This is a genomic window from Lactobacillus sp. UMNPBX15, assembly GCF_002553785.1.
GTDB lineage: Bacteria > Bacillota > Bacilli > Lactobacillales > Lactobacillaceae > Lactobacillus > Lactobacillus crispatus.
On record NZ_PCYV01000029.1, the window covers coordinates 19,188 to 31,446 of the forward strand.

The 12,259-nt window shown below is 35.7% G+C and carries 11 protein-coding genes and 1 pseudogene; 11 read left to right on the forward strand and 1 reads right to left on the reverse strand.

What is annotated here, in order from left to right; translation table 11 throughout:
* Positions 1 to 27 precede the first annotated feature (27 nt).
* The 9 genes and pseudogenes from CP366_RS07715 to yjeM all read left to right on the forward strand — a co-directional run bounded on the left by CP366_RS07715 (position 28) and on the right by yjeM (position 9,045).
* The gene (locus tag CP366_RS07715; RefSeq protein ID WP_089146088.1) at positions 28 to 1,200 is read left to right on the forward strand and encodes an MFS transporter; all 1,173 of its coding nucleotides are present in this window, start codon (positions 28 to 30) and stop codon (positions 1,198 to 1,200) included.
* Positions 1,201 to 1,210: 10 nt separating this feature from the next.
* The gene (locus CP366_RS07720) at positions 1,211 to 1,615 is read left to right on the forward strand and encodes an OsmC family protein (RefSeq protein WP_089146087.1); all 405 of its coding nucleotides are present in this window, start codon (positions 1,211 to 1,213) and stop codon (positions 1,613 to 1,615) included.
* A 3-nt stretch (positions 1,616 to 1,618) separates the two neighbouring features.
* A complete protein-coding gene (locus tag CP366_RS07725) occupies positions 1,619 to 2,131 on the forward strand; it encodes a DUF805 domain-containing protein (RefSeq protein WP_013086579.1) in 513 nt (170 codons plus the stop codon).
* A gap of 51 nt (positions 2,132 to 2,182) precedes the next feature.
* Complete coding sequence (locus CP366_RS07730; RefSeq protein WP_005728136.1) at positions 2,183 to 2,935, forward strand: hypothetical protein; 753 nt, start codon at positions 2,183 to 2,185, stop codon at positions 2,933 to 2,935.
* A gap of 145 nt (positions 2,936 to 3,080) precedes the next feature.
* Entirely contained in the window at positions 3,081 to 4,580 is a 1,500-nt protein-coding gene (locus CP366_RS07735; RefSeq protein WP_089146086.1) for an SH3-like domain-containing protein, read from the forward strand.
* Positions 4,581 to 4,674: 94 nt separating this feature from the next.
* On the forward strand, positions 4,675 to 5,397 hold the full coding sequence (locus tag CP366_RS07740; protein WP_013086576.1) for a Fic family protein: 723 nt from the start codon (positions 4,675 to 4,677) through the stop codon (positions 5,395 to 5,397).
* Positions 5,398 to 5,565: 168 nt separating this feature from the next.
* Positions 5,566 to 6,198 (forward strand): hypothetical protein, encoded by a 633-nt coding sequence (locus CP366_RS07745; protein WP_089146234.1) that lies wholly within the window; start codon positions 5,566 to 5,568, stop codon positions 6,196 to 6,198.
* A gap of 77 nt (positions 6,199 to 6,275) precedes the next feature.
* Positions 6,276 to 7,271 carry an SLAP domain-containing protein gene (locus CP366_RS07750; RefSeq protein ID WP_143438844.1) on the forward strand — a complete coding sequence of 332 codons (996 nt, stop codon included), beginning with the start codon at positions 6,276 to 6,278 and terminating at the stop codon, positions 7,269 to 7,271.
* 278 nt (positions 7,272 to 7,549) lie between these two features.
* Positions 7,550 to 9,045, forward strand: a pseudogene (gene yjeM, locus CP366_RS07755) (glutamate/gamma-aminobutyrate family transporter YjeM).
* Positions 9,046 to 9,100: 55 nt separating this feature from the next.
* Here the strand turns inward: yjeM and CP366_RS07760 are convergent.
* A complete protein-coding gene (locus CP366_RS07760) occupies positions 9,101 to 10,300 on the reverse strand; it encodes an acetate/propionate family kinase (protein WP_089146236.1) in 1,200 nt (399 codons plus the stop codon).
* A gap of 283 nt (positions 10,301 to 10,583) precedes the next feature.
* Between CP366_RS07760 and CP366_RS07765 the strand changes: the two genes are divergently transcribed.
* Together CP366_RS07765 and CP366_RS10720 are read left to right on the forward strand one after the other, a co-directional pair.
* Positions 10,584 to 11,864: a lactate oxidase gene (locus CP366_RS07765; protein ID WP_005723285.1), complete on the forward strand. Its 1,281-nt coding sequence runs from the start codon at positions 10,584 to 10,586 to the stop codon at positions 11,862 to 11,864.
* Positions 11,865 to 12,015: 151 nt separating this feature from the next.
* Positions 12,016 to 12,156, forward strand: a complete 141-nt coding sequence (locus CP366_RS10720; RefSeq protein WP_158227331.1) for a hypothetical protein — start codon at positions 12,016 to 12,018, stop codon at positions 12,154 to 12,156.
* Positions 12,157 to 12,259: the final 103 nt, after the last annotated feature.

Sequence of the window (12,259 nt, forward strand, 5' to 3'; positions counted from 1 at the left end):
TAATTAGAGCAGAATTGGGGGATCATTTTGGCGAAGAGAAAATCAATTTATACCAAAGATGTTGTCCTGGTTATGGCAGCATCTTTCTTTTTTATGTTTAGTACAATGTTTGTTAATCCTTTGATTAATGGATATGCCAAAGAATTAGGCGCTAGCAGTGCTTTTGCTGGAATCATTGTCGGGATTATGAGTTCAGCAGCAATGTTTTTGCGACCGGTAGCTGGCAATTTAACCGATAAATTTTCTAAATACCGCTTATCGTTTATTGGCGGCACTTTAATTTTTGTAGGGGTAATGGGTTACGTTTTGACTCCCTCAAGTGGTTGGCTTTTGCTCTTTAGGTTAATTAACGGCACCGGTTATGTCCTGTGCACAGTTTGTATGACTACCTGGCTTGCTTTTTTAGTGCCGCGCCAACATGTTGGTGAAGCAATGGGCTTTTATGGTTTAATGAATGCTTTGGCAATGGCGTTAGCTCCAGCAGTTTCGATTAATATTTATCAAAAAATAGGTTATCGAACAAGTTTGGTGGCATCAGCTGTTTCAGCTTTACTAATGATTGTAGCAATTCAGTTTGTGGGTGATCATGCTTTGCATAAAAAGCGCGTCCGAACGCAGAAAAAGAGTTTCAAAATTATTCAATTTAATGTCCTACCGGTGGCAATTTTGACAACTTTATTTGCTATCCCGTATTTTGTAACACAGGCAGATATTGTAACTTATGTAGAACAAAAACATCTGACTGTCGCAGTTGGATCATATTTCTTGATCTATGCGGTTGTTTTGTTGATTATTAGAGTAGGACTAAAAAGGTATTTTGATACAGTACGTTTTGGCGTCTGGTTTTGGCTAAGTCTAGTTTCAACGGCTACTTATATTATCTTGCTCGCAATAATGAATAATGATTGGCAAATGGCTTTAGCGGCAGCTTTAATGGCGTCAGGCTATGGGATCATTTATTCAGTTTTGCAATCAACTGCGCTGTTGTTAGCACCGATTGAAGAACAAGGCTTAGCTAGTGCTACTTTTTATTTAGGATTAGATATTGCTATGGCCTTTGGCCCGATGATCAGTGGTGTAATTGATTCTGCTTTACCGATAGAATGGTTCTATCCAGTAGAATTAGTCTTAGTTCCATTGATTTTAGTAGTTTATTTCATTTGGCGTAAGCGTTTGAATGGCGCAATTGACCATCATTAGAGGGAAAAATATGAGCGAATATGTAGTTAAATCTAAGTTAGAAGATAAAGAATGGCAAATTGCCAACCAAGTACGTGATCATGTTTTTGTTTGTGATGATGTTAAACATGATGCAGGTCCCAACCCAGTTGAGTATCTATGTGGTAGTGTTAATTCATGTATTGTGATGTCGGCAGGGATGATTACTAAAGCACATCAACTTGATGTTAAAAATTTTAGGGTAGAAAATCAGGCACAAACGGAGAATCTCGGTCATGGTAAATCAGTAGTAACTGAGATGAAGATCAAGGTCTTCTTTGACTCGGCAATGACCAGAGCCGAGAAGGAAGAATTTTTAGCTCATACTTTGCATGTTTCCACTGTTTATCAAACTATTAAAGCAGCTGTCAAAATTTATGTGGAATTAGGAGAATAAGCGATGAGCGAGCCATATTACAAACAAGAATACCAGGGTGAAAGAAAGTTAGATGGTGAGGCCCCAGTTTTTAGTTTTGGTCAAATTATGAAAGAAACTTTTCTGCGACCATTTACCTGGAATGCAAGAACTACCAGAAGAAGTTTCTGGATTGGCATCATTGTAAGCGAGATTTTAATCTGGATCGGGGGCATTATTACTTTTTGTGCTACACTTATGCCAGTTTCACATTATGAAAATGATTCTGTTGATATGATTAATGGTTTTGCTTTCAATAGTAACCATATTTCAGCGATAGTAATTATTGGCATGATCATTTGGGGCTTGATCTATCTTTATTTGAAATTATGTCAATTAGGCCTAGCTGTAAGAAGATTGCATGATATCAATTATACAGGTTGGTGGATTCTGTTAATGCTGATACCGTTAGGTTGGATTTTTGTTCTGTATTTTGCAATTCAGCCAAGTAAGCAAGAACCAGTGAAATGGGGGACGTATCTTTACCTTTACGAATAATAAAAAATGTTATAATTGAACTATAAGAGATTACGTTAGGAGATTATATCGATGAAAACTAAGAATTTATTTACTTCATTAGCTGCCGCAGTGATGCTTTCAGCTGGTTTAGCTGGTGCAGGTGTGTCTGCTGCAGAACCAGTTCATGCAGCAACTACACAAACTTCAAGCAAAAAAGGTACCATTAGTATTAAGCGTAGATCAGTATCAGCTACAGTTAATAATGCTAATCCTAAGCTTTACGCTGTAAACCAAGATGGTAAAATCGTAAAGTCAATGGATTCAAATTATACTAAAGGTCAAACCATCCAGCTTTACTTCTCTAACGAGGCTAAGAACGATCAAGGTTCTGTTACTTTCTATTATGTTGACAGTCAAACTGTAGATGGACAACAATGTGCAATTTATGTTGTTTCGACTGATGTTACCCCTTCAGCAACAGTTCCAAGTCAAGCAGACTGGTACAAGCAAGCACAAAGTGACCAAAAAGCCATTCAAGATGCTTACAATAATAGAGCATTAAAGTACATCGTTGTTTCACCTAAGTCAAAAAAGGGTGCAAAGATCTACTACGCATATAAGAAGAGTGCTAAGGCTAAAAAGGTTTACTTTAAGGCAACCAAGAAGAAGATCAAGTACGGTAAGAAGTACAAGTCATCGATGATCGTTAAAAACGGTAAGAGCAGATATGCTTATATTGGTAAGAAGAGATACTTAAAGACCTCTACTATTAAAGTAGTAAGTGCTAAGTACGCACCAGTTCAATTATCAGATGATTTGAAGAACTTAATTGTTCAAAACTAGAAAAAGTTAATAAAAATTGTAGCGTAAAGGATGAATTATTGTCCTTTACGCTTTTTTGATCTAAAAATTAATAATAATATTGATAAAAAATCTCACTGACCTACAATAGACTTTGCGTTATTTTTAGGGAGTTGTAAAAATAAGAATGAAGAGAGTAAAAGTCTATTTAGGATTAGCTTGTTTGATGACGTTATTATGTTTGAAGCCGCAAGTGGTTTGGGCGCGAGAACTAAATCCATTTCAGACTAAGATGATTAATCCGCATACGTCTTATAGAATTTATCAAAACTTAACTCGTAAAGGTCCGTCAAGAAGTCTATGCCTTGCTAATACGTTTAAACATGGCAATGTTCAAGCCAGTGCAGTTAGAAAAGTTCGCGGCAATAAGTATTGCTATGTTTGGTTAGACGGACATAGAGGCGGTTGGGTCAATCAGCGAGCTTTTTTAAGAAGAAAAATTGCAGTTGTACATCAGATTAGTTTAGTGAAGAATTCGCATTATAGTTTTCCAACTAGGGATGCGATTAATTATGCAACAGATGCAGCAGGAACGGTAATTGAGCCAAGTAAAGTTAAAGTATCTCGAGCAGAAGTTTCATCAAGTAAAAAGGAAAGCTATCGGGTAAGTTATTCTTATGGTAAAGCTCATGCTCAGACAGTTGTTCAAGTGAGAGCTAATGCTAGAGAGGGCATTGTTAAAGCAACCAAAAAACCACAAGCTGGAGACAGTGCTCGTAGCTGGTTTAAACACTATAAGACGTCTGGTAATTGGGGTAGAAGCTTTGCTCCGGAAACTAGACCGCATGTTTTGAAAAGTGGACATTTTAGACTGAAAACCTATTTCTATCAACCTGCGACTTTATGTCAAAGTGATTCGGTAACTGGAACGGTGGGACCAGTACCAGAAGGATTGACCGTGTCAAATGGTTCAATGTATGCAACAATGTATCATTCACCACATGATACACGTGCTCACATTGTTTCTTATCAGTTTAATCATGTACCTAATCGCTATGTTATGCAAAAGTTGTCATGGCTACCCTGGTCACAATTTCTGCGGCTTGCATCCCATGTTAAGATAAGCCCATATATTAAATTGGGACATGGACAAGCAATCGGTTCAACTCGAAAGTATATTTATGTGATTGCTAATAACCATTTATTGCGCAAGAGCTCTCAATCAGAAGAAATTATGCAGATTAGTAAAAACAATTTGCAAATTAAACAGATTTGGACTTTTAAAGTTTGGAATCATTCAGCTAGAACAGGTCGTTATTTCCATAATGCTACTTTTGTAAATGGTCACCAATTTATTGCCGTTTACCATGATGCCACAGACCACCGTTTTGAATATTGGGAAGTTATTCGTCAGGGTAATAGTTGGTATCCTAAAGAGATTGGCGCTACTAGAGGAGATTTTATGCGCAATGATTCTCCCGTTCAAGGAATTACCTATGACAAGCATAAAAAACAGATTTATTTGGCCTTTAATGATTATTTGTTTAAATTGAAACGCTCAGGTAAAGTGCTGGCTAGAGGTCACTTTCATACAGGTCGTGAATTTGAGGGGATTAGCGTAAATGGTCGCCATCTTTATGCGGAATTAGCTCAGCGACCAGAGTTATTGTGGCAGAGGATAAGATAATTAAAATTTTAAATTTTTATGTATCTTCTAATAGTTGAATTTGTACTGTATGATATTAGTAATGATTATTAGATAAAAATAAGGGAGTGAGAATATGCAATATCCTGATAAATTTCATTTGACGCAAGATCAGAACAGAAGATTTGCTAGGAAAAATCTTGTTAGATTAATATTTACTAATTCACGTTTTGAAGGATTGACTACGACATTGCCTCAAACCCAAACCATTGTTGATGGAATGAGTGCTGCAGGTGTGTCAATAGATGATACTAACGTAATTGTACAGTTAAAGAGAGGATGGCAATATATAATTAATGAAAATAAGCCTCTTTCTTTGAAAATTGAACAAAACATTAATTTATTAGTAGCACGTTATGATTCATTAGATCCAGGAAATTTTAGAACTGGGGAAGTTACAGTTGAGTTGGGCAATAATCGGGGAGAGTACAAACCAGATAGTCTAAACTATAAACAAGAAGAAAAATTTTTTGATGAGTTAATGCATAGTGATACTTCAATTGCAGATAAGGCAATGACGTTGATGTATCATAATATGCGTAATCAATTATTCTGGGACGGGAACAAGCGCACTGCTACACTAGCTGCAAATAAATTAATGATTGACCATGGGGCAGGACTAATTAATGTTCCACTAGATAGATGGGATAAGTGGAATGAATTAATTAGTAAATATTATTTGAGTGGAGAAATGAATGCTCTCAAAGACTGGACTTACGAAAATGGTATTCAAGGTGTTGTGTTGAATAAAAACTCAAATCTACCTAAACCAGATATTAACCCAACTGATTATGACTAGATACTAAAGTAGACCATTAAGGTCTGCTTTTTTATATTAAAAGCATTTATTAATAAAAAATTGTTAAAATAAAAAAATGTTAGTGCAATTACGAATATATAAAGATTTTGATAGATAACAAGATGTAGAATGCAAAAGATTGGTTAAGAAAGTAATGAGGAGAAAAAGATGAATAAAAAAGTGAAAGTTACTAGTCTAGCCGCAATTGCATTAGCATCTTTAGCATTAACTGGTGCTAATTTGAATGATCAAGTTAAGGCAGATATTACTACAAATGCTGGTAGTAGCAAATCAGTATCACAACCTAATTCTGCTGTAGTAGCTAATGAGAGTGATACAAATAAATTAGCAGGATCAAAATCTGCTGCACAATCAGAAGAGAATAAGAACGATACTTCAAAGTCTTCGGCCACCAATGCTCAACCTAAAATGAGTCAACCTGTAGTTAATACAAATAATGATGTTAAGCAACCTGTAAACAATGGCGATTCGATTGACACAGCTTATGAACTTAATTTTAATTATGATGATGCTATTAAGAGGAGCAATAAAATTAAATTCATCAAGGGATTAACTAGTGATGATGTAAGAAATTATTTTATGAATCATTCTAGTATGTTTATAAATGGTAAAAAGGCTGTAAATCGTTATACCGAAAATATTAATAATACCGACGATGAACAAAAAAATGTTGATGAAAAATACGGTTATGAAACGGACAAATACTCTAAATTCAGTGGCTATGCTATCATTGTAAGAAATAAAAAAATCAACAGATTTATAATAAAAAACATGTTTTGATTCTTGAACCAGGAGATACTATTGAAATTAAGCGAAATGCTTCATATCTGTTACCTAATAAGTGGTATAAATGGATAATGACTGGAGATACTATTGGTAAGAATGTGATTGAAGAAATTGAAAAAGAAATGGGAAAGAAAATACCTGTAGAAATCGTAAGTAGAGTGTCTGAAAGTAACGGTTTCTTAACAGAAAAAACAGATTTGTTTGGTAATTTACCTAGGATTACATCAAACAAAAAGATAAATGGTAATCCTGTTTTTTATGACTTTGGTAGATATATGACGTTGCCATTTGTTCAATTCGTGATTTCAAATGATACAGATGCAACTGTAATTCCACATAATCCATATGACGTTGGAGCACCAGCCGATTGGGTACAAGATACTCCTGTAGTACCTGAAAATGGTGACAAGAAGGGAAGTCAAAAAGCTGATGATGCAATTAAGAACGATTCTGATTCAAATAAGTCAGATTGGAATAATGCACCAGTAGATAATGGTACTGACTTTTCATTTACTCCTATTACTAATGTTGAAGAACCTACATCAGTAACTACAAGTTCAACAGCAACAACTGTTAATACATCTTCCGAAAATACTGATAAACAAAATATAAGTCAAAAAGCAACCGTAGCAAATACCAAAAACTTGGTTTACATTCATAATGCTTTTGTTTATGACAAAAATGGCAAGTTGATTTTATCTAAGGATGGCTATCGCTTAAAGGCACTCCACACTAAAGCTAAGATTCTTGATAATGGCAAGATTTATACCATCAAAGGCAAGAAATACTACAGAGTGGGCAAGAACCGTTTTGTAAAAGTAGCTAATGTTGGTAGAGTGTCAAAGGCTCAAAAGATTAATACCCGTGGTACGATTGCTGCTACTAAGAAGTATGGTGTTAAACTTTACAATGCTAATGGTAAATACACTAAGAAGTACTTAACTGTGGCTAAGAAAGTTAAATTTGATGCAAAGAAATTTATGAAAGGAACAACTTTCTACAGAATCAAGGGAACTAACACTTGGGTTAGATCAGGCAATATTAAGTTAGTTAAAACAGCCAAGTAATATACGTTTCCTGCAGATAACACGTACTGATGGAATATTGTTTCTAAAAACTCTACAAAATAAAAAATATTCATTCTTGAAATGATTTTCCAAAAAAGTTATCTGCAGTTACTACTCTTTAAATGATTTAATTGCTATACGAAGCGTAAGTCGTTCCATGACGAGATAGCATCATGCTATCTCGTCTTTTTTTATTCGAAAGCTCTTTTTGAAAATATCATGATAAAAGTTCATAATAGAAATTGTTTGTTTATGTTAAAGGAGTTGTTTTATTTTTTATGAAGAATAATGATCACAGCAAGATAAGTCGTAGTAGTCTGGTCTTGATGATTTTTTCTTCTATTTTTGGATTTAGTAATTCTCTGACAGCTTTTTACCAAATGGGTTATTCAAGTATCATTTGGTATATTGTCACCGCTATTTTATTCTTCTTGCCATCAGCCTTAATTTTCGCTGAATATGGTGCTTCCTTTAAAGGAATTAAAGGTGGAATCTTTTCATGGCTTGAAGGATCTACTAATGAAAAAGTAGCATTTATTGGAACTTTTATTTGGCTATCAGCTTGGGTGATTTGGTTGGTTTCTTCAACCCAATTCTTCTTGGTTTCAGTTTCAACTGCAATTTTTGGTCATGATACAACCCAAAGTTGGCATTTAGGACCATTAACTTCAACCCAATTATTAGGTGTTTTAGAAGTTATTTTTTGGCAATTGTTACATTCTGTGCCGCAAAGGGAATTGATAAAATAAAGGCGATTAATAATATTGGTGGGATCTTTACTTTAGGAATTGCCATTGGTTTTACAGCAGTTTCACTTTTTGTATTTATTTTGAATCGTGGGCAATTAGCTGAACCAGTGACCGCACAAAATATGGTTCATTCACCTAATCCAGCATTTCAGTCACCGATTGCGGTTATTTCATTTATTGTCTATGCTTTATTTGCCTATGGTGGTCTGGAAACAACCTCAGGAGTAATTGATTCAGTTGATAAACCGGAAAAGAATTATCCTAAGGCTCTGATTACGGCCATGGTCTTAATGACAGCACTTTATGTTGTAAACATCTTTATGTGTGGGGTGGCTGTTAATTGGAACAAATCGTTAGGTGGTAAAGGTGTTGACTTAGCTAATGTCGAATATGTTTTGATTAATAATTTAGGTATTGTCACTGGTCATAGCCTAGGTCTATCACATTCTACTTCACTGGCAATTGGAACTGTCTTTTCTCGTTTGGCCGGAATTGCGGATGTGTTATCAGGAATTGCCGCTGCCTTTTTGATGGTTTATTCACCGATTAAATCATTTATTGAGGGGTGTGATCCGCGACTATTGCCTAAGAAGATGGTTAAGTTAAATAAGCACAATATGCCTGAATTCTCGATGTGGGTACAAGCAATTGTGGTTAGCGTTATTATCTTATTTATTTCATTTGGTGGTAATGGAGCACAACAATTCTATACAATTTTAATGGATATGATGAATGTTTCTTCATCAGCACCATATTTATTTTTAATTGCTGCTTACCCATTTTTTAAAGCTAAAAAAGACTTAGATCGGCCATTTGTTTTTATTGAAGGTAAGAAAAAAGTTTGGGCAACGACAATTGTTGTTTGGTTAGTGGTTGCGGTCGGAATTATCTTTACTTGTATCGAACCACTCTTTACCGGAGACTGGCAAACTTCATTCTGGACGGCTATTGGTCCAGTGGCCTTTGGTGTTGTTGCTTGGATTTATTACGCATATAATGAACGAAAAGAAAAAGCAATGGCTTAATACGCAAAATAAGACGAAGGATTTTGTCCTTCGTCTTATTTCTTTTCTCTATTTTTTACTTTAAGCCAGCTACTCTGACAACATCGCGTTCAATCATTAATTCCTCATTAGTTGGAATAACCATACCAACAATAGTTGAGTCGGGCTTGGTAATAATGGTGGCATTTTCTTTATTAGCGGCTGAATCAGGCTTAAGGCCTAAAAGTTCGAGTGAATCCATGACATGTTCACGGACACCAAAGTCGTGTTCACCAACACCAGCTGTAAAGGCGATACCATCTAGGCCACCCATTTCAAGGGTATAAGCACCAACATAGCGAATGATTCGATTAATGAAAATGTTCCTAGCTAAGTCAGCACGCTTCTTCTTTTCCCCTTCGAGCTTAGTCATGTCACCACGTAAATCACGCATATCTGGTGAAATGCCTGAAATTCCTAACAAACCAGATTCGTTGTTTAGAACCTTAAGCATTTGATCAGCATCAAGATTTTCCTTTTTCATGACAAAAGCAAGTAAAGAAGGATCAACATCACCTGAACGGGAACTCATCGTAATACCCGCCATTGGTGAAAAGCCCATTGAAGTATCGAATGATTTACCATCTTTCACAGCGGTAACTGAAGCACCAGATCCTAAGTGACAAACGATTAATTTCAAGTCCTTTAAGTCGCGTTTCATAATTTCAGCGGCTTTTTGACTAACATATCTAACCGAAGTGCCATGTGCGCCATATTTTCTTGCACCGTATTTTTCATAGTATTTATATGGAAGTGAGTACAAGTAGTGCACTGGATCCAAGGTTTGGTGGAATGAAGTATCAAAGACAGCGACTTCAGGGACGCCAGGCAATACTTTCATGAAGGCCTTAATGACATCGGCTTCAGCGGTATTATGAAGCGGCGCATATTGTTTCAAATCATAAATCTTTTGTAGTGACTTTTCATCAATTAAGGTGGAGTCCTTAAATTCTTCACCACCCGCAACAATTCGATGTCCGATTCCGATGATTTCTTTAGGATCGTCAATTAAATCATACTTTTTTAAATTTTCAAGCAAGATTGTAACGGCAGTTTCGGAATCAAGAATGTCAACTTTTTCTTGGTGTTTTTCACCTTTAACCTTGATTGTAAAGGTGGAGCCGTTAAGCCCAACTCGATCAGCCATCCCTTCGCTGATAACTTTTTCATCAGGAAAGGTGAAAAGCTTAAATTTAAAAGAAGAGCTACCCGAATTAATCGCTAAAATTTTTTTCATAAATTATGCCTCTTTTTCTTAATTTTTGCAGTGCAACCTATCCAGTAAGGCATGCAATAAAGAAAATGCCACTAATCTGCTTTAAGTAAGTTCTTGCAGTAATAGTGTCAACGTCTTTATTATACAACTTTTGTTGTAAGCTCTTACAGATATTTTTTTATTACTAAAATTTATATATAAATTTGATTGATCATATATAAATTTAGAATATCAATTTGCAACAAAACCGCTTACAAACTATAATGAAATTAACATACAATATATATTGAGAGGAGAAAAACGAATGACCCACTACTACGAAGGCTTTCCACAAAGTGACCGCGATGAAAAAATCAAGATGGTGAATGTGGATGAACTTGAAGAACGTGTTAAGAAGGTAATGCCAGAAGGTGCATATTATTATATTGCTTCGGGTGCAGAAAATGAATGGACCTGGCGTAACAATACTGCTGCTTTTAATCATTTTCAAATTGTACCTCGTGCTTTGACTGAGATGGCTGATCCGCAAACTGATACTGATTTTATGGGGATGCACTTAAAGACGCCAATTATGATCGCTCCAATTGCTTGTCATGGAATTGCACATAAAGATGCGGAAGTCGCAACGCAAAAGGGTGCTGCTATGGCTGGTGCGCTCTTTAGTTCTAGTACTTATGCTAATAAGAGTGTAGAAGAAATTGCAGCTGCAGCTCCAGAAGCACCAAGGTTTTTCCAACTTTATTTGAGTAAAGACTGGAATTTTAATCAGATGGTTTTTGATGCAATTAAAAAAGCTGGTTATCAAGGCATTTTCTTAACCGTTGATGCTTTGGTATCAGGTTATCGTGAAGCAAACTTGCGGACTAACTTTACTTATCCTGTACCATTGGACTTCTTTAAGCGTTACCTTGGTGCAAAAGGTAAAGGTCAAAGCGTAGCTCAAATGTACGCTTCTTCTGCGCAAAAGATTGGTCCTGAAGATGTTAAAAGAATTAAGAAAGAATCAGGTTTGCCAGTCTTTGTTAAAGGTGTTATGTGTGCTGAAGATGCCTATAAAGCAATTGGAGCCGGTGCTGATGGAATTTACGTAACTAATCATGGTGGTCGTGAAGTTGATGGTGCTCCTGCTACCATTGATGTTTTGCCAGAAATTGCGCAAGCAGTAAATCATCGGGTGCCAATTATCTTTGATTCAGGTGTCCGTCGTGGCTCTCATATCTTTAAAGCTTTGGCTTTGGGTGCTGACATTGTTGGAATCGGTCGTCCATATCTTTATGGTTTAGCCTTAGGTGGTGCGCATGGAGTTGCTTCAGTTATTGAACAATTAAATGATGAATTAAAGATTGATATGCAATTAACGGGATGCAAGACAATTGATGACGTTAAGCATGCTAAATTGACGCACATTGCTTATACTGCTGATAATTTGCCATCTAATACTGATCCAAGCAGACGCAAGGAATATCCGGTAACTGACGAAAATCAAGTTAAGCAAACTGATGCGGTATCTGGTGCTTCTAAGTTAGAAGGAAAGCCAGCTCCGGAACCAGAGACTGATACCACAACTGGTGCTTCAGTAAGATAAAGCAAAAATATAATTAATATTTTTCAATATGATTGTCATTGAATAAATGATAGTCATATTTTTTTACTATCAAGAACTCAGCGGCTACAATCAAGGTGAAAGCGATTTGATTTTTGGAGAGGAAAATTAAATTATTGAAGAGAATAATGTTTTGACTGATACTGAAGAGCTTAAAATCTTGAGTGATCTTGTTGCAATAAAATCCGTTAATGATAATGAAATTTTAGTAGCAAAATATTTACAAAAACTATTAGGAGAAAGAAATGATAAATTAAGCCATAGAAAGAAATAGAAATTTATAGAATTTAGTAGAAGCAAATGCTATAATCTTTACTAAAGGTAATATGTGGAGATGAAGATTATGGCAGTTCTTAAACCTAAAGAGATGGCTGAAC

Excerpts from the sequence above, each read along its gene's own strand:
- CP366_RS07750 (WP_143438844.1), top strand. The coding sequence starts at position 6,276 with ATGACTGGAGATACTATTGGTAAGAATGTGATTGAAGAAATTGAAAAA.
- CP366_RS07760 (WP_089146236.1), bottom strand. The coding sequence starts at position 10,300 with ATGAAAAAAATTTTAGCGATTAATTCGGGTAGCTCTTCTTTTAAATTT.
- CP366_RS07765 (WP_005723285.1), top strand. The coding sequence starts at position 10,584 with ATGACCCACTACTACGAAGGCTTTCCACAAAGTGACCGCGATGAAAAA.
- CP366_RS07740 (WP_013086576.1), top strand. The coding sequence starts at position 4,675 with ATGCAATATCCTGATAAATTTCATTTGACGCAAGATCAGAACAGAAGA.
- CP366_RS07735 (WP_089146086.1), top strand. The coding sequence starts at position 3,081 with ATGAAGAGAGTAAAAGTCTATTTAGGATTAGCTTGTTTGATGACGTTA.
- CP366_RS07730 (WP_005728136.1), top strand. The coding sequence starts at position 2,183 with ATGAAAACTAAGAATTTATTTACTTCATTAGCTGCCGCAGTGATGCTT.
- CP366_RS07725 (WP_013086579.1), top strand. The coding sequence starts at position 1,619 with ATGAGCGAGCCATATTACAAACAAGAATACCAGGGTGAAAGAAAGTTA.
- CP366_RS07720 (WP_089146087.1), top strand. The coding sequence starts at position 1,211 with ATGAGCGAATATGTAGTTAAATCTAAGTTAGAAGATAAAGAATGGCAA.
- CP366_RS07745 (WP_089146234.1), top strand. The coding sequence starts at position 5,566 with ATGAATAAAAAAGTGAAAGTTACTAGTCTAGCCGCAATTGCATTAGCA.